The organism is Beduinella massiliensis, assembly GCF_900199405.1.
In the GTDB taxonomy this organism is placed as follows: domain Bacteria; phylum Bacillota; class Clostridia; order Christensenellales; family Aristaeellaceae; genus Beduinella; species Beduinella massiliensis.
Map to the genome: position 1 here is coordinate 601,323 of NZ_LT963430.1, position 24,923 is coordinate 626,245.

The window sequence follows — 24,923 nt, forward strand, 5'->3', positions numbered from 1 at the left end:
GAAAGAAAAAGGAGGAAAAAACATGAAACGGACACTTTGCATCCTGATGGCGTTGGCGCTGGCGCTCGCGTGCGCCATGACGGCGGGCGCGGAGGGCCTGAGCGGAACGATCCGCTACTCCACCTGGGGCTCGATTGCCGAGAAGGAAGTCAACGAGAAGATCATTGCCGCCTTCATGGAGGAGAACCCGGGCTGCACCGTGGAGCTCGAGTACATCCCGGAGAATTACCCGCAGAAGATCGACACCATGTTCCTGGGCGGCGACGCGCCCGACGTCATCTATGGCCACCCGCACCAGTTCGCGTCCTGGGCGGCGAACGACCTGCTGATGAACCTGAACGACCTGTTTGAGGAAGAAAAGGACTTCTTCTACGACGACAAGTTCGCGACGGAGATGTATCCGCAGTACTGCTACAAGGGAGATCACATCGCGACCGTCAACGGCCACGACTGCTTCCTGCTCTTCTACAACAAGGACATGTTCGACGAGGCGGGCGTCGCCTACCCGACGGACGACTGGACCTGGGACGACTTCGTGGAGGCGGGCAAGAAGCTGACCCAAGAGGTGAACGGCAGCATGCAGTACGCCATGACGTTTGACGACCTGTACGCGATCGTCGCGTCCTTCGGCGGGCAGTATTTCGACGACATGACCAACCCGACCGCCGTCGCGTTTAACAGCCCGGAGACCGTCGAGGCGCTGGACTTCGTGCAAAAGTGCATCTACGAATACGGCATCGCGCCGGACACGAAGAACGCGGAGCTGCTGGGCGGCTCGTTCACCACGGGCAAGGTGGCCATGCAGATCACCGGCGCGTGGGGCGTCGCGGAAAACGCCAAGATCACGACCTTTAACTGGGACATCGCCCGCGTGCCGAAGCCCGCTGGCCGCGAGCACAAGACCATGTTCTACGTCGCCGGCTACGCGGTGAACGCCGACACGAAGAACCCCGAGCTGGCCAAGGCGTTCGCGAAGTACTTCCAGTCTGACCGCGCGCAGGAGCTGCTGGCGGGGCCGGGCCTCATCACGGTCATCAACAAGGAGATCGCCTCTTCCGACGCGGTTTTGAAGGGCGAGGGCGCTCCCGAGCACGCCTACCTGCGCGTGGACGCGGTCGCCGAGGCGGTCAACGGCTACCCGATGCTGACCAACTTTGAAGAAATGCGCACCAAGGTGCTGACGCCTGCTTACGACCGCCTGATCGCGGGCAGCTACGGCGGGGCGGACTGCGCCGCCGACATTCACAGCGGCTTGGAAGCGCTGCTTCCCCAGGGACTGTAAGCGCTGAATTTGATGCGGGGGCTGCCTGTGCAGTCCCCGCATTCTGAAAGGAGTGTCCTGCATGACGCACTCATCCAAGCTGGAAAGGGAGGAACGGCGCGGCTTTTTCCTGTTCATCTCCCCCTGGCTGATCGGCTTTGTCCTGCTGATGCTGGTTCCGATGCTCACCTCCGCGTATATCAGCCTGACCCGTTGGAATTTGCTCAAGCCGCCTGTCTTTGTGGGGCTTGAAAACTTCAAAACGATATTTGCGGATCCCCTGTTTTACAAGTCGATGCGGGTGACGTTTACATATACGCTGTTCGCCGTGCCGCTGAATATTGTCCTTTCCGTGTTCATGGCGATCCTGCTGAACAACAAGATCAAGGGCATGAACGTCTACCGCACGCTCTTCTACCTGCCGGCGGTCGTTTCGGGCGTCGTCATCGCGCTGGTGTGGATGTGGATGTTCCAGCCGGAGTTCGGCATCATCAACAACCTGCTCAGCTACATCGGCATCAAGGGCCCCAAGTGGATCTACGACGAAAACTGGGCGATGCCCTCGCTGATCCTCATGTCGCTGTGGAACGTGGGCGGCAACATCGTGCTGTACCTGGCGGCGCTTCAGGGCGTGCCGACGGAGCAGTACGAGGCGGCGAGCATCGACGGGGCCAGGTGGCTCGACAAGTTCCTGAACATCACGCTGCCGGGCATCAGCCCGACGCTCCTGTTCACCACGCTGACGGGCGTCATCAACTCCCTTCAGACGTTCACGCAGGCGTACGTGATGACCAACGGCGGGCCGAACGAATCGACGACGTTCTACGCTTATTACATCTACAACAACGCCTTCGTCTACCGCAAGATGGGAGAGGCGAGCGCGCAGGGATGGATCATGTTCGCGATCATCTGCGTGATCTCTCTGCTCATCATGAAGACGTCCGCGGGCAAGGTCTATTACGACGGCGGAGAGGAGGGGGATTTGCTATGACGGCTGCACGCCGCGCCGCAAGGGCGCCGCACGCGAAGGGCTATCGCTTTGCGCATACCTTGCTTCCCAAGCTGCTCATTTATGCCGTCCTCACGATCGGCGCGATTGCGATGGTGCTGCCGTTCTTCTGGATGGTCACCACCTCCTTAAAGCAGCCGGACGAGATCTACATCCTGCCGATCCAGTGGCTGCCCAAGAGCCCCGACCTGGGGGCGTATGCGAAGCTCTTCGTGGAATACGAGTTCGGCCGGTATTTGTTCAACACGGTTTGGCTTACCGCGGTCAATATCGGGGGCTACGTGCTGAGCTGCGCGCTGGTCGCCTATGGCTTTGCCATGCAGCGCTACAAGCACAAGAACAAGCTGTTTCTCTTCGTGCTGGCGACGATGATGCTGCCCAAGGACGTCGTGTTCTATCCGCAGTTCATCCTCTTTCGCATGATCGGCTGGTACGGCACGATGCTGCCGCTGTGGGTTCCGGCCTTCTTTGGCGACGCGTTCCAGATTTTCCTGCTGCGTCAATTCTTCCTGGGCATATCAAACGAGCTGCGCGACGCGGCAAAGATCGACGGCTGTTCGCGTTTTCGCATCTTCTGGAACATCTATCTGCCGCTTTCCAAGCCGATTCTGGCAACCTCGGCGATTTATGTGTTCATGTACCATTGGAACGACTTCTTCAAGCCCCTGATTTACATCACGCGGGAGAGCAACCGCACGGCGGCGCTGGCCCTGATGTACCTGCGCTCCAGCAAAGAGGCGCTTTCGATGATGCCCGTTCAGATGGCGGCTTCCGTCGTGCTGGCGCTGCCCTGCGTGCTGATTTACTATTTCACGCAGCGGTTCTTCATCGCGGGCACGGTCTACAAGGGCACCAAGTAAGAATTTCAGGGGAAACGGAGCGAATGACATGGAAAAAAGCTTACAGGCGGGGGGCAGAGCGGACGCTTCAAAGGAATTGGTCGTAGCGATCGACCACGGCATGAGCTTTCCCGGCATGGCGGGCCTGGAAAAGCCGGTGGAATTGCTTCGCCTGCTGGCGCGCTGCCCGCACGTGGACGGCATCATCGCCTCGCCGGGGATGTACCGCCAGGCGGAACGGCTGGGCATCGGTCTGGGCCGTATCCTGAAATGGATTACGGTGGACTTTGTGGTGCAGGAAGGAGAACGCCTGACGCATCGTGAATTGATCGTAAGCCCCCAGGAGGCCGCGGATTATCGCCCGGACGGCTTCAAGATGTTCTTTAACGTGTACGAGGAGAAGGACGAGCTGCTGAGGAACGTCCGGGACTTCACGCGGTTCGCCCATGAAGGGCGCAGGCTCGGCATTCCCTGCCTGGCGGAGGTGCTCTTCTTTGGGAACCGGGCTTTTGCGCGGCCGGAGAACCGCGCGGAGGAGCTTTACAAGGGCTGCCGGATGGCGATGGAGCTGGGCGCGGATATCCTGAAGATCCCGATGCTGGAGGACCTGGACGAGATGCGGGAGATATTGGATTGGCTGCACATGCCGGCCTATGTCCTGGGGGGAAGCCGGTTTGAAACCGACGAGGCGTTTCTGGGCGAGGTGGACCGCATGAACAGCCTGCCGATTCGCGGCGTCATGCTGGGGCGAAACGTCTGGCAGCGCAGCGACGTCGCCGGGATGATTGAACGCATCCGCAAACGGATGGACGATTAGGAGGAAGAACCATGCAATTTACGTCACAGGCGGCTTACACGAAGCTGCTGCCCGGCGAGGCGATGCGCCGGCGCGACCGGGACCGTGCGTACATGATGCGCCTGACGGCCGAAAACCTGCTCCGTTCGCATTATCTGGAGGCGGGGCTGATCCGCATGAATTACAAGCCCGAGGGCATTCATTGGGGCTGGGACGCGCCCACATCGGACATTCGCGGCACGGTTTGCGGCCACTGGCTCAGCGCGGCGGCCCACATGATCCGCGAGACGGGCGACGAGGAGCTGCGGGCGCGCGCCAACTTCATCGTATCGGAGATTGGCCGCTGCCAGCGGGAGAACGGAGGCCGCTGGGCGTTCCCGATTCCGGAGAAGTACATGGTTCGCCTGCGCGACGGAAAGAACCCGTGGGCGCCGCAGTACGTCTGCCATAAGAACATGATGGGCCTTTTGGACATGTACCGCTTCGCCGGGAACGAGCAGGCGCTGGAAATCCTGCGCGGCTGCGCGGACTGGTTCTACGACTTCACGCGGGACATTTCGCGCGAGACCCTGAGCGACATGATGGACCGCGAGGAGACCGGCGGCATCATGGAATGCTGGGCGGACCTGTACGCCGTGACCGGCGACCCGCGCCATTTGGAGCTGATGCGCCGTTACGAGCGCCCGCGCCTCGCCGAACCGCTGCTGCGGGGCGTGGACGTGCTGACCAACATGCACGCGAACGCGACGATCCCGGAGATTCAGGGGTACGCGCGGGCGTACGAGGTGACCGGGGAGGCGTACTACCGCGAGGTGGTCGAGGCCTATTGGAAGATGGCGGTCGAGGAGCGCGGCACGTTTGCGACCGGCGGCCAGACCTCCGGCGAGGTGTGGACGCCCATGGGCGAGTTCTCGGCGCGCCTGGGCGACAAGACGCAGGAGCATTGCACGGTCTACAACATGATGCGGCTGGCGGAATACCTGCTGCGCTGGACGGGGGACGCCCGCTACGCCGACTACTGGGAAAAGAACCTGTACAACGGCATCTTCGCGCAGGGCTTCTGGCGCAGCGAGGAGGACGAAATGCTCGGCGCGCCGCACTACCGCGAGACGACGACCGTGGCGTACTACCAGCCGCTGATCCCGGGCGCGACCAAGCGCTGGGGTTCGGAGCTTGACGACTTCTGGTGCTGCCACTGCACGCTTTTGCAGGCCAACGCCATCCATCATGAGAGCATCTACTACGACACGGGCGACGGCATCGCCGTCGCGCAGTACCTGCCGTCCGTGCTCGAAACGGGGCGCGCGCGGATCTCGCAGACGGTGAACAGCGAAACGGGCGGAAGCATGCTGCAGGATTCCCCGCTGAACCGGCAGGTGCTCAGCCGTCCGCACCACGTGAGCATGCGCCTGTGCATCCGCTCCGCGCAGAAGGAGCGCTGGAAGCTCTATCTGCGCCTGCCGGGCTGGCTGGCCGGCGCGGCCCGCGTGGAGGTCAACGGGCAGCCGCAGCATTGGGATGAAACCGGGGACGGCTTTGCCTGCCTTGAGCGCGTGTGGGACGAGGACGAGGTGGTCGTCTGGCTGCCCAAGGCGCTGCGGTGCGAATCCCTGCCGGACGATCCAAGCATGGTCGCCTTCGTGGACGGCCCGGTGTGCCTGGCGGGCCTTACGAGCGAGGAGCACCTGCTCTACGGCGACAAGGAGCACCCGGAAAAGAGCCTGCTGTGCGCAGACGACGAGCGCCAATGGCAGGATTGGAAGACGGGCTGGAAGACGTATCATCAGCCGTTCGGCATCCGCTTTAAGCCGCTCTATCAGATCGGGCGCGAGGCGTATACGGTCTACTTTCCCGTGGAGAAGAAATAGACGGGAAGACGCGGCTTGCCCTCAAACGGCTGGATGGAAGATAAGTAGACAGAAGAATGAAGAAACCAAAAGGGCTTGTCGTCTGCGCATGCGGGCGGCAGGCCCTTTGGCGTTGTTTTGATCCCCGAAGGGCAGGTGGGGGGCTTTTTCTTCATAAACAGGGCAAAAAGATTGATTTTATATCGCTTTGGCGATATAGTAAAGGCGTAAATCCGGTAAGGGGGCCATGTGGAAAAGATGATTTGGCTGTACCATGCAAACAGAAGATGCGCGAAGCATTAAGCGAGCGGACCCTCCGTCAGGAACCTTGCCAGGGCTTGGGGGGCAGCATGGAGGATTTATATTAAAAAGTGACCCGTCTGACGAATCTGTCGTCTGCACATAGCAGGCGCTAAAGAAAACCGACGCGAAGGAGGACGCAAGATGAAAAAGAGGCTGTTTAGAGCGAGCATCCTTGGAATCCTGCTGGCGCTGTCGATCGCGCCGCCGGCCCAGGCGCAGACGCCCGTATCGGAGGCGTTTGCGCTTTTGCCTCTCCGCTTGGAGGACGCGCAGTTTCACCCCCAAATGCGGATCAGCGCGGACGTCGAATCCCCGCAGATTTTGAACGATTTCGTGACGGTGTATTCCGCCAGCCTGATCCCCCTTCTCAGCGCCTGCGATCTTTCCGTGTTTACAGCGTCCGAGGTGGTGAAGGAGGATCCGGACCCTCTGATGGGCGCCATGATTTACGACTTTGCGGACGGCTCCTGGATCAATATGACGGATAAGGGCTCCACCTATTACTTTGGCGTCGATGGGATGAGGTGCAGCCGAATGCTTGACCGCGCTGGTGACTACGCGGTGGAGTGGACGGAGGACTTTCCCGTGCCGCTGGAAGAGGCTGAGGCGGAAACGATGGAGCAGGCCAGAAAGATGGGCATTCCACATTGCGTTATCGCAAACCGGACGGCATACGCAAATGAGAAGCAGGCGCTTTTCTGCAGCCAGATTCAATTAAAGCAGGTCATAGACGGGATTCCGTTTGTACAGAGCCTGCTGCACCTGACTGCGACGGATACATTCGTCGTCGGAAATATGCTGCTATTTACACGCACGCAGCAGGGATTTCAAATCATAAACGTGATGGGCGCTTATGAAAATTGCGAGCCGCTCTATCAGGTTGAAGAGATCGCCTCTTTGCCCGAGGCACTGGATACGTTGAACGCATATTTGGATACCTTTTTTGCAGAACGCGAGGGTATCCGTGATTTGGAGATATTCAGGATCGCTTTTGAATACGTGCCGTATCGGACGAATCCCTGGGAGGAAGACGCCGCCGAATACGAATTGATTCCGGCGTGGCATTTCGGTGTACGATTGTCAGGCAGCTCGAGTGATGGCGCGGCCTTTGACTTTTGCGTAAGCGCGATCGACGGAAAAATGCTGGTGTATTGAAGCGCCTTCTTTACGGCGGCCAATGGGGCGCAGAGCGCGCGATGGATGCCCCCCGCGCAGCCACAAATTCCCGGCTTGACAGCGCGGCGCGCGTCTGCTATACTACGAGCCAGCAAACACAGGGAGGATTTTTGATGTCGGTCAGCATTGTGGAGAAGCTCCACAACTAAACAGCTTTCGCGAGGGGAAGACGGCGGACGTTGCTCCGCTTTGTTGTGAACCCTTGCGGCAAAGAACGCTGCCGACGCAAGAACCTGCCGTCATAAGACGATGTGGGCGCAACGGGCATGTTCCGTTGCGCCCTTTCTTTGAATTCGTGCAGATCGCGCATCCTGCTTCACCTGCGCAAGCGCGGGATGCAGGGGTGATCGGATTCGGAGATGGAAGCGGGCGCTGCCCGTTGCCCGCAGGGGAGGTATGCCCGCACGCGACGCGTACGGCGGCCGTCCTCTGCGGGCATTTTTGGCTTGAAGAAAGGAAAGATGTACATGAACCCTACCGAAAGGGCTTTGGAATTTGACACCATTCGTCGGATGCTGCAGGAGCTCGCGCTGTGCGAGCGGGCGAAGGAGCGGCTCGGGGCGCTCGCCCCCACCCTGGACGAGGCCGAGTGCCGCAGGCGGCTCGCGCAGACGAGCGACGCCCGCGCGGTGCTGGACGCCTGCGGCGCGCCGCCGCTGGTGCCGATGCAGGACGTCGAAAAGACGCTTTCGCTGTGCGCGGCGGGCGCGATGCTGCTGCCGGGGCAGCTCACGCAGCTCGCGCGGTTCAGCGTGGCCTGCGAGCGCATGCGCGCCTACCTCGCGCACGCGGCGGGCGGGGCCACCTTCGTCGCGGGGTACGGCGGGAGCATGGGCGGCCTGCGGGACCTGGCGGAGGAGATCGAGCGCTGCATCCGCGGGGAGGAGATCGAATCCTCGGCCTCGCCGCAGCTTCGCGACCTGCGCCGCAGGCTGGAGGGCGTGCGCGCGCAGATCCAGTCGAAGCTCGCCTCCATCGTGCAGACGCGGCGCGCGCAGCTCACCGACGGCACGATCGTCATGCGAGGCGGCCGCTTCGCGCTGCCCGTGCGCCGCGAATGCAAGGGCCAGTTCGCGGGCAGCGTGCTGGACGTGTCGGGCTCCGGCTCCACGGTCTTCATGGAGCCCGCGGCCGTGGGCAAGCTGCAGGAGCAGGCGAATGAGCTGATGATGGAGGAGGAGGCCGAGAAGCGCCGCATCCTCTACACGCTGACCGCGCTCGTCGAGGAGGAGGCGGCGACGTTTCGCCTCAACATGCAGGCCATGGAGGAGCTGGACTTCGTGTTCGCCAAGGCCAAGCTCAGCCAGGCGATGGACGCGCGCGAGCCGGAAATCACGCTGGAGCGCCGCATCCGCCTGCGCGGCGCACGCCACCCGCTGCTGGAGAAGGCCGCCTGCGTGCCGCTGGACTTTGAAATGGCGGACGGCACGCGCGGCGTGATCGTCACCGGCCCCAACACCGGCGGCAAGACCGTGATGCTCAAGACCGTGGGCCTGCTGTCGATGATGGCGCAGAGCGGCCTGCACGTGCCCGCCGGAGAGGGCAGCGCGCTTTGCATGCACAGCGCGTACCTGTGCGACGTCGGGGACGGGCAGAGCATCGCGGAAAACCTGTCCACCTTTTCCGCGCACATGACGAACATCATCGACATCTTGAGGCGCAGCGGCCGGGAGAGCCTCGTGCTGCTGGACGAGCTGGGTTCGGGCACCGACCCGGCGGAGGGCATGGGCATCGCCGTGGCGGTCCTGGAGGAGCTGCGCCTTTGCGGGTGCATGCTGGTCGCCACCACCCACTACCCGGAGGTCAAGGCCTACGCGCAGCGGGCGGAGGGCTTCGTGAACGCGCGCATGGCGTTCGACCGGGAAAGCCTGCGGCCCACCTACGTGCTGGAAATCGGGCAGGCGGGCGAGAGCTGCGCGCTGTACATCGCGCGAAGGCTGGGGCTGCCGGAGCACGTGCTCCGCCGCGCCGGGCAGGCTGCCTACGGCGGGGGACGCGGCACGGCAAAAGGACGGCCGGAGGCTGAGCCTAAGCCGGGCGGCGCGCCCCGGCTGGGAGCTGAAGAGGGGCCAGGCGACACGCCCCGGCCGGGGGCCGAGCTTCGGTCGGGGGCAGAACTTCGGCTGAAGCGGGAGAACGCGCCGCGCGCGCAGAGCGCCCACGCGCTGTCGTTCGGCGTGGGGGACAGCGTGCGCGTCTACCCCGGCGGGGAGACGGGCATCGTCTATCAGGCGGCGAACGCGCGCGGGGAAATCGGCGTGCAGGTCAAGGGCAGAAAGGCGCTGTACCCCCACAAGCGCGTGAAGCGCATCGCGAGCGCGAGCGAGATGTACCCGGAGGACTACGACTTCTCCATCGTGTTCGACACGGTGGAAAATAGAAAGGCGCGCCGCATTTTGGAAAAGCGATACGACCCCAGCGCCCAGGTGCGCTACGACGGGGAGGAGTGAACGCGGCCGCGGCGCGTTCAGGCGGGCCTTGGCTCCCGCGCGCGGGGGAGCGCTTCGGTCCGCGCCCTTTACAGCACGCGGGGGGACTGGGCCGGGCGCTCGAAAACCGGCGCGCCGTGTGCTATAATAGGGGCAGATCACACAAGGAGCAAAACCTATGAGCCAGTCAACCGAACGCCGGGGCGCGCCGGACCACATCGAGGTTCGCGGCGCCCGCGTGCACAATCTCAAGAATATCGACCTGGACATCCCTTTGGGCAGGCTGGTGGGCATCGCCGGGGTGTCGGGCTCCGGCAAGTCCTCGCTGGCGCTGGGCGTGCTGTACGCCGAGGGCTCCCGACGCTATCTGGAGGCGCTGTCCGCCTATACCCGGCGGCGCATGACGCAGGCGGCGGAGGCGAAGATCGACAGCATCGAGTACGTCCCCGCGGCGCTGGCCCTCCACCAGCGGCCCGCCGTGCCGGGGGTGCGCAGCACCTTCGGCACGGCCACCGAGCTGCAGAGCCCCCTGCGGCTCATGTTCTCGCGGCTGGGCAGCCACCGCTGCCCGAACGGGCACATGCTGCCGCCGTCGGCGCGCGTGGCGGCGGGAAAGCCGCTCGTCTGCCCAGCGTGCGGGGCCGCGTTTGAGGGCCCCAGCGCCGAGAGCTTTTCCTTCAACAGCACGGGCGCCTGCCGGACCTGCGGCGGCACGGGCGTGGTGCGGACCGTGGACGAGGCGACGCTCGTGCCGGACGAATCCCTCACGATCGACGGCGGCGCCGTGGCCCCCTGGAATTCGCTGATGTGGTCGCTGATGACCGACGTGTGCCGGGCGATGGGCGTGCGCACGGACGTGCCCTTTTGCGAGCTGACGGCGGCGGAGCGGGAAATCGTCTTCCACGGTCCGGCGGAAAAGAAGCACATCCTGTACAAGGCGAAAAGCAGCAACCAGGCTGCCGAGCTGGACTTTACCTACTACAACGCGGTCTACACCGTGGAAAACGCGCTGGCGAAGGCCAGGGACGACAAGGGCATGAAGCGGGTGGAGCGTTTTCTCCGGCAGGACGTCTGCCCGGACTGCGGCGGCACGAGGCTGAGCGAGCAGGCCCGCTCCACGCGCCTGTGCGGAAAGCGGCTGGACGAGGCCGCGGCCATGACGCTGGACGCGCTGATCCCCTGGGTGCGGGAGGTTCCCGCGGGCATGCCGGAGGAGCTGCGGGACATGGCGAAGAGCATCTGCGGCCAGTTCCTGAACACGGCCCGGCGCCTCACGGACCTGGGGCTGGGCTACATCGCGCTCGACCGGGCGGGGAACACGCTCTCCACCGGGGAGCGGCAGCGGGCGCAGCTCGCCCGCGCGGTGCGCAACCGCACCACCGGCGTCCTGTACGTGCTGGACGAGCCGTCCATCGGCCTGCATCCCTCCAACGTGGACGGTTTGCTGGGAGTGGTGGACGACCTGATCGCGCACGGCAATTCCGTCGTGCTGATCGACCACGACGTGCGGGTGATGAAGGCCGCCCAGTGGCTGATCGAGATGGGCCCCGGCGCGGGCGCGCACGGCGGGCGCGTGCTCTTTCAGGGGACGGTGGCGGACGCGTCGGGGGCGCCCGAGTCCCTGCTCGCCGGGTTCCTGACCGGGAGCGAACAGACCGTCGTCCGGGAGCGGGCCGACCCGGAGGCGCTGTTTGCGCACGGGCACATCCGGCTTGCGACCGCGCCGCTGCACACCGTGCGCGCGCTGAAGCTGGACATCCCCAAGGGGCGGCTGGTGGCCGTCACGGGCGTTTCCGGCTCGGGCAAGACCACGCTCATTTTGGAAAGCCTGATTCCGGCCCTGCGGGCGCGGATCGACGGCGGGCCGCTGCCCGATCACGTCAGGGAGGCGGAGGCCCCCGGCATCGGCCGGGTGAACCTCATCGACGCCACGCCCATCGGGCTCAACGTCCGCTCCACCGTGGCGACCTACAGCGGCGTGCTGGACGACCTGCGGCGGCTCTTCGCCGCCGTGCCCGGGGCGAAGGCGGCGGGCTATAAGGCCGGCGATTTTTCCTACAACACGGGCGCGCTGCGCTGCCCCGGCTGCGACGGCACGGGACAGATCACGATGGACGTGCAGTTCCTGCCGGACGTGGACATCGTATGTCCCGACTGCGGGGGCTTCCGGTATGGGCGCGAGGCCGAGCGCATCCGCTACCGTCCCCGCGGGGCGGCGGCGGACGATCCCGGCCTCTCGCTGCCGGAGCTGATGGGAATGACCGTGGAGCAGGCGCTGGAGCGCTTTGCGGACGTCGCAAAGGTTCGGGAGCGGCTGCAGGTGCTATCGGATCTGGGGCTGGGCTATCTTACGCTCGGGGAGGCCACCCCGAGCCTGTCCGGCGGCGAGGCGCAGCGGCTCAAGCTGGCCGCGGAGATGGGCAGGGCCCAGCACGACGCGGTCTTCGTGTTCGACGAGCCGACGATCGGGCTGCACCCGCTGGACGTGCGGGTGCTGATCGGCGTGTTTCAAAGGCTGATCGAGAGCGGGGCGACGGTGATCGTCATCGAGCACGACCTGGACATGATCCGGAACGCCGACTACGTGGTGGACATGGGGCCGGGCGGCGGCGAGGCGGGCGGCCGGATCGTGGCGGCGGGCACGCCGCAGGAGATTTCGCGGGACGAGAGGAGCCTGACCGGGAAGTACCTGCGCGAGGAAAAATGACGCGAAGAGGCCGCGCGCGGCGCTGATTTGAAAGCGTTTCCCAAGATAAAAAGGGCGGGAAGGCCGTTTGAAGGGCCTTCCCGCCTTGAATTTCCGCGGCGGCCTCGCCCCGCCTAGGGCCTGCCTGCGCCGCCGCCGTTTCCCTGCCCGCGCCCCGGCCCGTTGCCTATGCCGCGGCCGCCGTGCGCATTCCTGTTTTCCAAGCCCGCCCCGGCGTCGCCGCCCGAAGACAGCGCGTCGATGGCGTCCCGCAGTTCCCGCATGGTCATGCGCTGCACCTCTTCGACGGTAATGGAGGGATCGAGCGCCCGGTATTCGCAATACGCCCGGTACTTGCCATAGGAGAGGCCCAGCTCGTGCGCCTCCCGCACCTCGTCCGAACGGGCGTAATAGCAGTACGCGTTCATCCGCCCGGCCGTGCAGGCGGATTCTATTTTGGACACCGCCTCGGCGGAGCGCGCGTCGTCCGAGCCGACGACGCCGATGGCCAACAGCTCGTTGCCCGCCAGCAGCGCGCGCACGGTGTCGCTGGACAATACCCGGTTGACCGCTTCGGCGTAGTTCAGGTATTTCAGGTTCAGCGAATCCGCCAGCTCCTGCCCGTCGCTGTTATAGCCCTGAACGGAGACGATTCGGTCGAACCGGTTCACGCCCAGCTCCAGGGAGGGGTTTACGTCGATGCTGATGGCAAACGACGGGGTGAAGTAGAGCCAGCGCCCGCCGAGCAGGAGCAACGCCAAACACGCCAGGGCGGGGAGCAGACGCCGGCGGCGGACGGCCCCCGCGCCCGCGTAGCCCCCTGTCTTTCGGTACAGATACGCCTTTGTGCTGCGCTTTAACGCTTCGTCCGCCTGCACCTTGCCCAGCGCCCTTTGGAGCCTGTCATTCATAACCGTCACCTCCCAGCTTCTCGCGCAGCAGCTGCTTGGAACGGGTCAGGAGCGTGTAAACCGTGTTCACGTTTTTCCCTAAAATCCGGCTGATCTGCGGGGCGGTATACCCCTCGTAATAGTGGAGATAGACGGCGTCCTTGTACCTGGGGGGAAGGGACAGCACGGCCTCCAGCACTTCTCTGTCCTCCGCCGTACATTCCGCCGCCGGCTCGAGGACTTCGTCCAAAGAGACCGTCCGGCCGCGGAAAAAACGCTTGAGCAGATCCTTGCAGGCGTTGACCGTCACCCGAATGAACCACGCCTTTTCGTGCTCTTCGCTCTCGAAGGAGACGGAAGACAGGACATACTTCAAAAACACGGTTTGAAAGATGTCCTCGGTGTCCGCGTAATTCTTCAGATGTACCATGCAAAGCCGCCGGATCATGTGAGAATATCGCTCGATCGCGCTGTTTACTTCTTGTTCGCTCCGCATGCTGCCGCCACCCGTTATCTGTTTCGGCCGCCTCGGAAACCGCAGCCCCGGACGGCGAAGCCGCTTCCCCGTCCGCCGCACCCGGCGTCGCGGCAGCGCTCCCCGGCGGCGTCGCAGACGCCGTCGCCGTCGGCGTCCGTGAAGTTCCTGCCCTGGCAGCTAACGCAGATGCCGCCGCCGTGGACATCGACGTAATGGGGACCGCGGCCCTTGCCCTGGCCGGCGGCCAGCGCGCCCGCCGTTCCAAGGGACAAAACCAGAATCGCCGCCAAAGCCCCGATGAGTACCCGCTTCATAAAAATTCCTCCGCTCCATTCAGGATGGTCATTGCTGACTTCACCTTGAATACGACGGAATTGCCGCGATCCATTCAAAGCGCCTCAAAAAATTCTGCTTCCTTTGCGGCGCGGCGGAAAACCCGTTGAAACCGCGCTCAGCGAACCGGAATCGGGCTCAGGTACGCCTTGCGTCCGGCCGCGTCCACGACCTCCACGCGCACGAAGCGGTCGGAGCGGCGCAGGGCGTAGACGGCCTCGCGGATGTCGTCGCCCACCTGGCAGCGGCCCTCGGTCCAGACGTTGTTGGAGTAGAAGATGACCTTCTGCGCGCCGCGGCAGCGGACGGTCAGCCGCCCGTCCGCAAGCTCCGCCTGCTCGATGCGCGGGCCGCGCGTGGCGTAAAAGCGCCCGGCGTCCACGGCCTCCAGCAGCGCCTCCCGCGTCAGCTCGCGGGCGTTGACGAGGATGCAGGTCTGGCACTCGTCGCCGTCGTAGAAGTGCGCGTCGTCCGCGCCCACGACCGGTACGACGCGCCCGTTCGTGCTCGCCACGTCCGAAAACGAGGCGGATTCAGCGCGGTCGGCGTTCCAGGGCGAGCCGGAGACCGTGTTGTAGATTTCCAGCGCGGCAATGCCGTCGAGCCGCGCGAGCATTTCCAGGGTGTTGAGCGACCAGCAGGGGTGGGCGAGGATGGCCCGGCCGCCCGCCGCGCGGATAGCGGCGACGCCGTCCTCCGGCCGCGCGCCCGCGTCCTCGTCGCAGACCGCCTGCGCGTCGAACGCGGCCGCAAGGCCCAGCGCCGTGATGTGGACGACCTGATTGGAAAAGCCGTAGTCCAGCTCCGTGCCCGAGAGCACCAGCAGCCCCTGCTCGCGGCGCTCCGGCGAGATCACCCGGTGGTCGGTGAGGGTGACGAAGTCGTAGCCCTGCGCGGCGTAGCGCGCGATGGCGTCCGCGGGCGAAAGCCGCCCGTCGCTGAGCGTGGTGTGCATATGGGTATTGCCCTTGAAAAAGCCAAGGGATTCGTCAAAAAGCTTCATGCCGTACCTCCGAACGTAGCGTTTGGTTGCATTATACGAAATGCGGCTGGGGATGTCAACGGGCCGGGTGGACGGCGCGGTGCGGACGCGGTATAATGAAGGCGGCGAAACAGAGCGTGGAGGGGATGTACATGACGGAGGAGCGGATCGCGCAGATCGCGCGGACGGTCGCGCGCTGCCCGTTCGTTCGCGGCGTGGTGCTGGGCGGCTCGCGGGCGACCGGCAGCGCGACGGCGGATTCGGACGTGGACATCGGGGTGTACTACGACCCGGCGGGCTTTGACGCGGGACAGCTCAGCGAGGCCGCGCGGGAGCTGGACGACGCGCACCGGCCGGGCCTCGTCTGCGGCGAGGGCGGCTGGGGCGGCTGGGTGAACTGCGGCGGGTGGCTGACGGTGGACGGCTGCCCGGTGGATTTGATCTGCCGGGACGCAGAGCGAGTGCGCCGGGCCGTGGAGGAGACGGACGCGGGGCGCTTTTCCGCGCACTATCAGCCGGGGCACCCGCACGCGTACCTCGACGTAATGTACCGCGGGGAGCTGGCGTGCGCGAAGGCGCTTTGCGTGCCGGACGCGGCGCTTTTAGCGCTCAAGGCGCGCGCGCAGGCGTACCCGGAGGCGCTGCGCGGGGCGCTCCTCGACTTCTTCTTGTTCGAGGCGGACTTCTCCCTGGCGCTGGCGCGAAAGAGCGCCCGCGGCGGGGACGTCTACTACGTCTGCGGGCAGCTCTTTCGGACGGTGTCGGCGCTCAACCAGGCGCTGTTCGCGCTGAACCGCGCGTACCTGCTCAACGAGAAGAAGGCGACGCTGCGCGCGGAGGGCCTCGCGCGCGTCCCTTCGCGCTACCGCGAACGGGCGGAGGCTGCCCTCTCGCTCTCGCGGGAGCGCCTCGCGCAATCCGTGGAGGCGCTGGCGGCGCTTTGCGCCGAGGTGCGCGCGCTGGCGGAGCGCGGCGCGGACGGCAGATAAGACGGACGGACAAAGCGTGCCCCCGCGCAAAAGGCTTTTTGCGCGGGGGCACGCTGGATTGTCCGGTTTATGCGTCCCGGCTGCCGATGTCGCGGCGCATGTGCATGCCGTCGAAGTGAATCCTGCCGGCGGCGGCGTAGGCGCGGTCCACGGCCTCGCGCAGCGTGCGCGCGGTGGCGGTGACGCCCAGCACGCGGCCGCCCGCGGTGTACACGCGCCCGCCCTGCGCGCGCGTGCCCGCGTGGTACACGGTCGCGCCCAGCGCGGCGGCGTCCTCGATGCCGGTGATTTCAAGGCCCGACGCGTACGCGCCCGGGTAGCCGCCGGAGGCGAGCACGACGCAGGCCGCGGACTCGTTCTTCCAGCGGATCTCGGCGTCCTTTAAGCGGCCGGCCTCCACCGCCTCGAAGATGGCCATGAGGTCGGCGTCCAGCAGGGGCAGGATGGCCTGCGTCTCCGGGTCGCCGAAGCGCGCGTTGTACTCGACGACGCGCGGGCCGGTCGGGGTCATCATCAGGCCGACGTAGAGCACGCCCTTGAACGTGAAGCCCTCGGCGTTCATCGCCGCGAGGGTCGGCTGCAGGATTTCGCGCTCCACGCGCTGCGCGATGGCCGGGGTGTACAGGGGGCTCGGGGCGAAGGCCCCCATGCCGCCCGTGTTCGGGCCCAGGTCGCCGTCGAAGGCGCGCTTGTGGTCCTGCGAGGCGGGCATGGGGCGCAGGGTCTTGCCGTCGCAGAAGCACAGCACCGTCACCTCGCGGCCGAACATGCACTCCTCGATCAGCACGCGCGCGCCGGATTCCCCGAACTTGTGGCCCTGCATCATGTCGCGCACGGCCTCCTTCGCCTCGTCGATCGTCTGCGCGACGACGACGCCCTTGCCCAGCGCGAGGCCGTCCGCCTTGACGACGATGGGCGCTTCCTGCGTGTCCAGGTAGGAAAGCGCCTGCGCGCAGTCCGTGAAGACCTCGCACTTCGCGGTGGGGATGTGGTATTTGCGCATCAGCTCCTTGGAGAAGATCTTGCTCGACTCCATGCGCGCGGCCGCCTGCGTCGGGCCGAAGGCGCGGATGCCCTCCGCCTCCAGCCGGTCCACGCAGCCCAGCGCCAGCGGGTCGTCCGGGGTGACGACCACGAAGTCCACGTGCTCCTCCTTGGAAAGGCGCACGATGCCCTCGACGTCCGTCGCCTTGACCTCCGGGATGCAGCGGGCGACGCGGGCGATGCCGCCGTTGCCCGGCGCGCACAGCAGCTCCGTCACGCGCTCGGACTTTGAAAGGGCCAGGCAGACCGCGTGCTCGCGCCCGCCGCCGCCGATGACGAGTACCTTCATGGGGAAAACCTCCTTATGCAAAGAAAGAAGCGGGCGCGCCCGGAAAAGCGCGCCGCGCGGTGGACAAAAGACGCCCCGCCCGAAGGGAGCGAGGCGGCAAAGCGGGCGCGGGAAATCAAAGATCCACGCCCAGGAAGAGCTGGTCCGTGCGCACCCATTCAAAGTGCATGCGCTGCAGCAGGCGCATGGCCCGCAGGTTCCGCCGGGGCACGTTCATGCGCACGAACTTGACCCCGCGCTCCAGCAGCGTGAGGCGCACCTGGCTGAGCAGGGCCGTGGCCACGTCGTGGCTGCGGTACTTGGGCACGGTGTACAGCGCCTCGATCTTGGCCTCCTGGTCCTCGCCGGTGACGACGATCTCGCCCCAGAGCTCGGAGCCGCCGTAGACCGCGAAGGCGCAGAAGTTCGGCGTGCGGGAGACGTCCTCCAGCCATTCCACCGCGTGCTCGCCCGCGCCGAAGGCCTGCATGCGGCGCACGACGCCCTCAGCCTCCGCGCGGCTGCGGCGCGGGATTTCGATGATCTGCGTCGAAAGCGGCGGGTAGACCGTGCGCTCGTGCTTGCTCAGCCGCCATACGAACAGCTCGTCGCCGTCCGTGTCGTCGAAGCCGAGGGACTTGAAGTAGTGGTAGCGCTCTACGTCGCCCATCTGGCAGGCGATGTAAAGCCGCCCCGGCGCGCGCCCGGCCTGCCGGTGCAGCACGGCGGCCTCGGCACGCAGCGCGCCGTAGAGCATGTCGCGCGCGCGCGGGTGCGCGTCCATGTCCATCACGATCTCCAGCGGACGCTCGGGATAGATGTCGCGGACGTTGCGGGAGACGACCGAGCCCTGGCCCAGCTCGACGCCCGCGTTGTCCGAGACGAGAAAACACTGATCCCGCGTAGCGCCGCTAAAGCCGCTTTGCGGATGGTATATCTTCATCGAAGGCTCTCCTTATATCCGTGGTGAACAGGCGCGCCCGGCTGCGGGCGGGCCTACGAACCTTTATATTACGCTAAAATCCGCCGGTAGGCAAGGTTTCTCAGCCAATTTACGCGAATTTTGGCAAAACAAACCGGCATGCTGCCGGCTGCATCACCGACGAAGATCTGCAAACCCCATGGCTCCGTGCCCGAGGCCGACGCCTGACGAGGGGATTTGCATAGCAAACCGGCATGCTGCCGGTTGCATCACCGACGGAGATCTGGTTCTTTTATTCTACCACAAATACCCGCCTTCCATCTACCCGCAATTTTCCAGCGCAGAAGAGGGAAACGCTCCGCGGCAGGATGCGGTGCTCCACCGTCAGCACGCGCGCGGCCAGCGCGTCCGCGTCGTCGGTCTCAAGCACCGGCACGCTTTCCTGCATCACGATACAGCCGTGATCCACCTGCTCGTCCACGAAGTGCACGGTCGCGCCGGAGACCTTCGCGCCGTAGGCGATCACCGCCTCGTGCACGTGATGGCCGTACATGCCCACGCCGCAGAAGGCGGGGATCAGCGCCGGGTGGATGTTGAGGATGCGGTGGGGGAACGATGCGACCACCTGCGGCCCCACGATGGGCAGGTAGCCCGCGAGCACCACCAGCTCCGCGCGCACGCGAAGGAGCTGGCGGAGGATTTCGTCGTTGAACGCCTCCGCGCTGCCCGCCTGCTTTCGGCTGACGAAGACGGCCTCGACGCCGCGCGCGCGCGCGCGCTCCAGCGCGTAGGCGCGGGAGGCGTTCGCGAGCACCAGCACCACCTCGCCGTCGATCTCGCCCGCGTCGATGGCGTCGAGGATCGCCTGTAGATTGGTGCCGCCGCCGGAGCAGAGCACCGCGATGCGCGTGCTCATGCGAGCACCAGCCTTTCGCCGCCCTCGGCCTGCGCCTCGACCGTGCCGATGCGGTAGGCCTTTTCGCCCAGCTCGCAGGCGCGCGCGATCACCGCGTCCGCGTCCTCGGGGCGCACGGCGAGCACCATGCCGACGCCCATGTTGAACGTGTTGTAGATCTGCCTATCCTCCATCTGGCCCAGACGCCGCAGCATCCCGAAGATGGGCGGCACCGGCCACGCGCCGCGCTCGATGCGGGCCGCGAGGCCGCCCGGCAGGATGCGCGGGATGTTCTCGATGAACCCGCCGCCCGTGATGTGCGCGATGCCGTGGATGTCGAACGCCCCGCACAGCGAAAGCGCGCTCTTCACGTAGATGCGCGTGGGGGTGAGCAGCTCCTCGCCCAGGGACTTGCCCAGCTCCGGCACGTAGGCGGAAAGGTCGGTATCCTCCGTCAGGCAGAGCCTGCGCACCAGCGAATAGCCGTTGGAGTGAACGCCGGAGGACGCGAGGCCGACCAGCACGTCGCCCACCGCGACACGCTCGCCACTGATGGACTTTTCCCTGTCCACGATGCCGACGGTGAAGCCCGCCAGGTCGTACTCGCCGTCCGAATAGAAGCCCGGCATCTCGGCCGTCTCGCCGCCGATGAGCGCGCAGCCCGCCTGACGGCAGCCCTCCGCGACGCCCGCGACGATCTGCTCGACCTTCTGCGGGTCGAGGTAGCCGGTGGCGAGGTAGTCCAGGAACAGCAGCGGCCGCGCGCCCTGGCACACGACGTCGTTGACGCACATGGCCACGCAGTCGATGCCCACGGTGTCGTGCTTGTCCATCAGGAAGGCGAGCTTGAGCTTGGTGCCCACGCCGTCCGTGCCCGCGACGAGCACCGGCTTTTTCAGCCCCTCGTTCTCGATGGAGTAAAAGCCGCCGAACGACCCGAGTCCGCCCAGCACGTTCTCGTCGAACGTCCTCTGCACGTGCTGCTTCATGCGCTTTACGGCCTCATAGCCGCGCTCGACGTCCACGCCGGCATCCTTATACGTAATCATAGGACCATCCTTTCTCTTTGGCGGAAGGAAGACGATGGGAAGACGCGGGCGGAAAGCCCCGCCTTTTACAGGTCGAGCACCAGCTCGGCCTCGTCCTCGCAGGGGTTGATGGGGTAGCAGCCGTCGAAGCAGCCGGTGCAGAACCCGCACCCGGAGCTTTCGACCGTGCGCAGCAGGTCCTCCTGCGAGAGGAACTTGAGCGAATCCGCGCCGATGAGGTTGCAGATTTCCTCGACGCTGCGGCCGTGGCCGACCAGCTCCTCGGTGGTGGCGATGTCCACGCCGAAGTAGCAGGGGCTGAGCACGGGCGGGGAGGAGATGCGCATGTGCACCTCGCGCGCGCCGGCGGTGCGCAGCATTTCGACGATCTTGCGGCTGGTCGTGCCGCGCACGATGGAGTCGTCCACCAGCACCAGGCGCTTGCCGCGCACGTTGCGCGCGAGCGCGTTGAGCTTGGTGCGCACGCCGATTTCGCGCATGCCCTGCTCCGGCTGGATGAACGTGCGGCCGACGTAGCGGTTCTTCGCGAGCCCCTCGCCGTAGGGAATGCCCGACTGCTCGCTGTAGCCGATGGCCGCGGGCAGCGCGCTGTCCGGCACGCCGATGACCATGTCGGCCTTGACGTCGTCCCCGACCGCGAGGCGGCGGCCCGCATCCTTGCGCGCGGCGTAGACGCCGACCCCGTCGATGATCGAATCGGTGCGGGCGAAGTACACGAACTCGAACACGCACAGCTTGCTTTGCAGCGGCGCGGGCACGTGGAAGGTGCGCAGGCCGTCCCGGTCGATCACCACGACCTCGCCCGGGCGCACGTCGCGCACGAACTCGGCGCCCACCGCGTCCAGCGCGCAGCTCTCGCTGGCGAGCACGTAGCTCTCGCCCAGGCGCCCCAGGCACAGCGGGCGGATGCCGTAGGGATCGCGGATGCCGATTAGCCTGTCCTGCGTGAGCAGCACCAGCGCGTAGCTGCCGCGCACGGTCTGCATCATGCGCACGATCGCCTCGTCCAGCCCGCGCGAGGACATGCGGGCGATGAGGTTGAGGATGACCTCGGTATCCACCGAGGTCTGAAAGATCGCGCCGGAATCCTCCAGCTTCGTGCGCAGCGAGGTCGCGTTGACCAGGCTGCCGTTGTGCGCGAGGGCCAGCATGCCCATCTTGCAGCGCGCGACGAGCGGCTGGGAATTGATGACGTCCTTTTCCCCGAAGGTGGAGTAGCGCACGTGGCCGATGCCGATGCGGCCCGTGAGCCCGGAAAGGATTTCGTCGTCGAAGACCTCCGGGACGAGGCCCAGGTTGCGGTATTGCTTGATCGTCTGGCCGTCGGAGACGGCGATGCCGCTGCTTTCCTGGCCGCGGTGCTGCAGCGCGTACAGGCCGTAGTACGTCGCCTGCGCGACGTTCAGCTCGCCCGTGGCGTCGTAGATGCCGAAGACGCCGCAGTATTCCTCCATGCGGTCGCCGGGTTCCCTGATGTCCGCCATATTCTGCTCCTTCCCGCTCATAGCGCCCTGACCTGCTCCGCCACGGCCGCGTCGTCCTTCGCGATGCCCTCGGCCATCTTCGCGCGGTGCGCCGACAGCTTTTCCGCGATTTGCGGGTACTTGATCGAAAGGATCTGCGCGCACAGGTAGGCCGCGTTGTCGCCGCCGCCGACCGCGACGGTCGCGACCGGGATGCCGGTGGGCATCTGCACGGTGGAAAGCAGGGAGTCCAGCCCGTCCATGAAGGAGGACTTGACCGGAATGCCGACGACCGGCAGCGTGGTGTGCCCGGCGATGACGCCCGCCAGGTGCGCGGCCTTGCCCGCCGCGGCGAGGATGACCTCGTAGCCGTTCTCGCGTGCGCTTAAGGCGAACGAGGCGACGGCCTCCGGGGTGCGGTGCGCGGAGGCCACGCGCACGGTGACGTCGATATCAAAGGACTTCAGCACGCGCACGCAGCCCTCCAAAGACGGAAAGTCGCTGCGCGAACCCATGAACAATGCTACCTTCGGCATGATATTTTCCCTCCACAATGAAGCGTCCTGACCCAATGAGATACGCATCCAGTATAGCAAAAGCGCGCCGCGTTTGCAATGCAAAAACCAAACTTTTATCGACGGTTTTTTGATAATGTTCGGGAAATGGGCGGCGAGGCGCGGAGAGTGGGGGGAAGGAGGCCGCGCGGGCGGGCAGGAAAGCACATCGCCGCCCCCCGACCGGATGTGTCGGAGGGCGGCGGGGGCTTTGCAGATTATGCTTTTGAAATGATGAAGTACATGCTGAGGCTGTCCAAATCGGTTCCGATCGAGAAATTGTATCCGCCGCAGTGCTCCTTTGCATTGCCCTCGCCTGTGGAGATGCTTTCAAAGAGGGAGAGTATCAGCTGCAGTGTATCCGCCGAAGGCAGCGTACCCGGAACGGTCACGAGAAGCCCGATGACCAGGGTGAACATTTCTTCGGCCTGCGCCGACATTTCTTTGATCGTCAGATCTTCCATGTTCAGAAACATGCGAACAGAATGCACTTTCTCTTCGACAGGCTCAAACTGAACCTCGATGTACAGATGATCCGTTAAATAACAATAGCAGGAGGAGAGATCGCCTTCGCGCGGATGGCGAGCGCCCAGATGCAGGTCCTTGGGCAGGTCGGCTGTATCCAACAGGGCGGAGAAAGCCGCAAAATTGTCTTCTAATTCGCTGAGGGTAACTTCCATGGGATTCGGGAAGACTTCAAGCCAGTTGATGTCCCCGGCCTGCGCTGCACTTAGGGACAGAAGGAGCATCGGAAGCACCAGCAGTACGCAAAGCAGCCTTTTCATCGTTTGTTTCTCCTCTCATCGCCCCTATCAGGCGCCTCCTTTTTGCCGAAGCCTGATGGGTTTTGTATGATCTGCCTAAATTATATCAGGGATAGATTGTGCATGCAAGCCGTACAGGGGGGAATCCACCTGCGAATCTTTTCTGATATATCAAAGTGCCGGGCATGCAAAGGCTGCACGTCCCGGCGGGAGAGGAAAAGCTGTGAGGCAAGGGCGCAAAGGTCTGGGCCGTTCGCGGGCGAAATGGCGTCTTAGGCGTTATCGAGGCCCCGGCAGGGATGCGCAAAACCTACGGCGCAAGGCCCGCGCTGCCACGTTCCGCGATTTGACGTCCGCCTTTCGGAAGACGAGCATGTACCTGCCCAAGCAAAAGCCGCTGCCGATGCTGCCGCCGTAGGTATCCCCTAGGTCTTCGAGCGCCTTTGTAAAGGCTACGATGAGGCCCTTGTCCGCTGCGGTAATGAAATCGAAGGTTCGCGCGTTCAGCTGCTGCTCGATCAACGCCGCCTTCCCCGTTTTCTCTTTTTGCATGCGGACATTCTATAGGATCTGCGCGGCGCTGGCGGCATGCCCGCAGGCGGCGAAAGTTCCCCGTAGGGACTACAGGACACTTTGCCGTATTACGCTTGACTTTTGATCCGTATCATAATATATTTATCATACGGACGAAAAGAGAGGTGGTCATTTGAGTCCACGTACAGGCAGACCGCTTTCCGACAACCCACGGCATGAGCGAGTTGAAACAAAAATGACGAAAGAAGAATTAGAAAAGCTCGACTACTGCTGTCAGGTTACAGGAAAATCGCGGTCTGAGGTTATCCGGGCGGGGATTGACGTAATCTATGCCAGCTTGGATAAACTCAAAGAAAAATAACAGGGACGGCGACCTCCCACGAAGAAGAACCGCCGTCCCCACTGAACTGCTCCCCGTCAAGCGGACAGCGAAACAATTTACGGCTTATTCATATAACCGCAAAAGCTATTCTTTATCCAAAGGCAAAGGAATATTGACAATATCAAAAAGACATGTTAAATGGCAGAACCAGCATACCGACAAAGACATGGAAAGCGGAGTATGCCAAACTGACCGCCGAACGGAAAACGCTCAATCAGAGGTATCTTGTTCTCCAAGACGAGGTTAAGGAAGCCGAGCAAATCCGCAGGAGCGTTTACAGTATCTTGCGGCAGGAACAGCGGGAATAGCAACCCCGCAGGGCGCAGGATATGGACTTGTAAAAGCAACCGGCGGCGGGATAGTCAACACCTACCCCGCCGCCCTACAAACTGGAAGTTATTCAATCGGAGCCGTTAATTCAATGTGGTTTCCCTCTGAATCAACAAATTCTACTACCCAATTATCATTTATCTGCGTCAACGGAAAACATAGTTCTAAATTTTCAGTTTTTCTTTTAAGAATATCTAAATTTTCAACGTCAACACTGGGTAAACAATTGCTTCCAAAACTGTGCTTTTCATTCATTTTTTTAAAAGCGAATAAACCCAAGCGGAATCCATTTATATCAAAAACACTATAAATTTCGTTTTTAATAGTCACTTCTTTTTCAAAAAAATCCTCATAAAATCGAATTGCTCTCTCCATATCTTTTACACATAGATATAATGAATTAATATGACAGTTCAATATTCTCTCCTCCATAAATTCTAAGTTTTCAGTCTACCTTATTAAAAATGACAGTCTGCTCTTTCATGGATATTTTTCCAACTTCATACCCATATTCCGTAAGTTCTTTTTTATATTTCAGAAAAAATGGTCTATTGGTATTTCGGCAATATTCTGTATTTCTTCGAATGTCATTTTGAATGATGAAATTCTGCTTTTTGTATATATTCCTATAAATAATCATATTTGCTCATAATTATTATTTCATCCAGATTCCAATTTGTCGCTTCGTTTTGATTATACC

General features: G+C 63.6%; 22 protein-coding genes. 9 read left to right on the top strand and 13 right to left on the bottom strand.

Going from position 1 to position 24,923, the window contains the following annotated elements:
* Positions 1-22 precede the first annotated feature (22 nt).
* The 8 genes from C1725_RS03460 to C1725_RS03495 all read left to right on the top strand — a co-directional run bounded on the left by C1725_RS03460 (position 23) and on the right by C1725_RS03495 (position 12,367).
* Positions 23-1,282, top strand: coding sequence for an extracellular solute-binding protein (locus C1725_RS03460; protein WP_102410287.1), 1,260 nt, complete (start codon positions 23-25; stop codon positions 1,280-1,282).
* Positions 1,283-1,343: 61 nt separating this feature from the next.
* Complete coding sequence (locus tag C1725_RS03465) at positions 1,344-2,252, top strand: ABC transporter permease subunit (RefSeq protein WP_102410288.1); 909 nt, start codon at positions 1,344-1,346, stop codon at positions 2,250-2,252.
* On the top strand, positions 2,249-3,130 hold the full coding sequence (locus tag C1725_RS03470; protein WP_102410289.1) for an ABC transporter permease subunit: 882 nt from the start codon (positions 2,249-2,251) through the stop codon (positions 3,128-3,130). Before C1725_RS03465 ends, C1725_RS03470 begins: the two co-directional genes overlap by 4 nt.
* Before the next feature lie 28 nt (positions 3,131-3,158).
* A complete protein-coding gene (locus C1725_RS03475) occupies positions 3,159-3,926 on the top strand; it encodes a hypothetical protein (protein WP_102410290.1) in 768 nt (255 codons plus the stop codon).
* Positions 3,927-3,937: 11 nt separating this feature from the next.
* Complete coding sequence (locus C1725_RS03480) at positions 3,938-5,773, top strand: beta-L-arabinofuranosidase domain-containing protein (RefSeq protein ID WP_102410291.1); 1,836 nt, start codon at positions 3,938-3,940, stop codon at positions 5,771-5,773.
* 423 nt (positions 5,774-6,196) lie between these two features.
* Positions 6,197-7,210 carry a hypothetical protein gene (locus C1725_RS03485; RefSeq protein WP_102410292.1) on the top strand — a complete coding sequence of 338 codons (1,014 nt, stop codon included), beginning with the start codon at positions 6,197-6,199 and terminating at the stop codon, positions 7,208-7,210.
* Between the two features lie 488 nt (positions 7,211-7,698).
* Positions 7,699-9,681 carry an endonuclease MutS2 gene (locus C1725_RS03490; protein ID WP_102413226.1) on the top strand — a complete coding sequence of 661 codons (1,983 nt, stop codon included), beginning with the start codon at positions 7,699-7,701 and terminating at the stop codon, positions 9,679-9,681.
* Between the two features lie 157 nt (positions 9,682-9,838).
* Entirely contained in the window at positions 9,839-12,367 is a 2,529-nt protein-coding gene (locus C1725_RS03495) for an excinuclease ABC subunit UvrA (protein ID WP_102410293.1), read from the top strand.
* Between the two features lie 113 nt (positions 12,368-12,480).
* Here the strand turns inward: C1725_RS03495 and C1725_RS03500 are convergent, their stop codons facing one another.
* From C1725_RS03500 to C1725_RS03515, 4 genes are all read right to left on the bottom strand, one after another.
* Entirely contained in the window at positions 12,481-13,257 is a 777-nt protein-coding gene (locus tag C1725_RS03500; RefSeq protein ID WP_102410294.1) for an anti-sigma-I factor RsgI family protein, read from the bottom strand.
* A complete protein-coding gene (locus tag C1725_RS03505; RefSeq protein ID WP_102410295.1) occupies positions 13,250-13,732 on the bottom strand; it encodes a sigma-70 family RNA polymerase sigma factor in 483 nt (160 codons plus the stop codon). Before C1725_RS03505 ends, C1725_RS03500 begins: the two co-directional genes overlap by 8 nt.
* 14 nt (positions 13,733-13,746) lie before the next feature.
* Positions 13,747-14,028 carry a hypothetical protein gene (locus C1725_RS03510; protein ID WP_102410296.1) on the bottom strand — a complete coding sequence of 94 codons (282 nt, stop codon included), beginning with the start codon at positions 14,026-14,028 and terminating at the stop codon, positions 13,747-13,749.
* A gap of 137 nt (positions 14,029-14,165) precedes the next feature.
* A complete protein-coding gene (locus tag C1725_RS03515) occupies positions 14,166-15,050 on the bottom strand; it encodes a CehA/McbA family metallohydrolase (protein WP_102410297.1) in 885 nt (294 codons plus the stop codon).
* A gap of 95 nt (positions 15,051-15,145) precedes the next feature.
* Here C1725_RS03515 and C1725_RS03520 point away from each other — a divergent pair, with 95 nt between their 5' ends.
* Complete coding sequence (locus C1725_RS03520; protein ID WP_102410298.1) at positions 15,146-16,018, top strand: nucleotidyltransferase domain-containing protein; 873 nt, start codon at positions 15,146-15,148, stop codon at positions 16,016-16,018.
* Between the two features lie 67 nt (positions 16,019-16,085).
* On the opposite strand, the gene purD is transcribed toward C1725_RS03520, so the two are convergent.
* From purD to C1725_RS03575, 9 genes are all read right to left on the bottom strand, one after another.
* On the bottom strand, positions 16,086-17,351 hold the full coding sequence (gene purD / locus C1725_RS03525) for a phosphoribosylamine--glycine ligase (protein ID WP_102410299.1): 1,266 nt from the start codon (positions 17,349-17,351) through the stop codon (positions 16,086-16,088).
* Between the two features lie 115 nt (positions 17,352-17,466).
* Positions 17,467-18,273, bottom strand: a complete 807-nt coding sequence (locus C1725_RS03530) for a GNAT family N-acetyltransferase (protein WP_102410300.1) — start codon at positions 18,271-18,273, stop codon at positions 17,467-17,469.
* A gap of 271 nt (positions 18,274-18,544) precedes the next feature.
* Positions 18,545-19,168: a phosphoribosylglycinamide formyltransferase gene (purN, locus tag C1725_RS03535; protein WP_102410301.1), complete on the bottom strand. Its 624-nt coding sequence runs from the start codon at positions 19,166-19,168 to the stop codon at positions 18,545-18,547.
* Positions 19,165-20,196 (bottom strand): phosphoribosylformylglycinamidine cyclo-ligase, encoded by a 1,032-nt coding sequence (gene purM, locus C1725_RS03540; protein WP_102410302.1) that lies wholly within the window; start codon positions 20,194-20,196, stop codon positions 19,165-19,167. The genes purN and purM overlap by 4 nt, the downstream gene beginning before the upstream one ends.
* A gap of 65 nt (positions 20,197-20,261) precedes the next feature.
* Positions 20,262-21,680: an amidophosphoribosyltransferase gene (gene purF, locus C1725_RS03545; RefSeq protein WP_346026301.1), complete on the bottom strand. Its 1,419-nt coding sequence runs from the start codon at positions 21,678-21,680 to the stop codon at positions 20,262-20,264.
* 17 nt (positions 21,681-21,697) lie between these two features.
* Positions 21,698-22,195, bottom strand: coding sequence for a 5-(carboxyamino)imidazole ribonucleotide mutase (purE, locus tag C1725_RS03550; RefSeq protein WP_102410304.1), 498 nt, complete (start codon positions 22,193-22,195; stop codon positions 21,698-21,700).
* Between the two features lie 236 nt (positions 22,196-22,431).
* Complete coding sequence (locus C1725_RS03555) at positions 22,432-22,998, bottom strand: hypothetical protein (protein ID WP_102410305.1); 567 nt, start codon at positions 22,996-22,998, stop codon at positions 22,432-22,434.
* A 258-nt stretch (positions 22,999-23,256) separates the two neighbouring features.
* Positions 23,257-23,529 (bottom strand): hypothetical protein, encoded by a 273-nt coding sequence (locus C1725_RS03560; RefSeq protein WP_102410306.1) that lies wholly within the window; start codon positions 23,527-23,529, stop codon positions 23,257-23,259.
* 760 nt (positions 23,530-24,289) lie between these two features.
* Positions 24,290-24,640 carry a VOC family protein gene (locus tag C1725_RS03575; protein ID WP_102410308.1) on the bottom strand — a complete coding sequence of 117 codons (351 nt, stop codon included), beginning with the start codon at positions 24,638-24,640 and terminating at the stop codon, positions 24,290-24,292.
* Positions 24,641-24,923 lie beyond the last annotated feature (283 nt).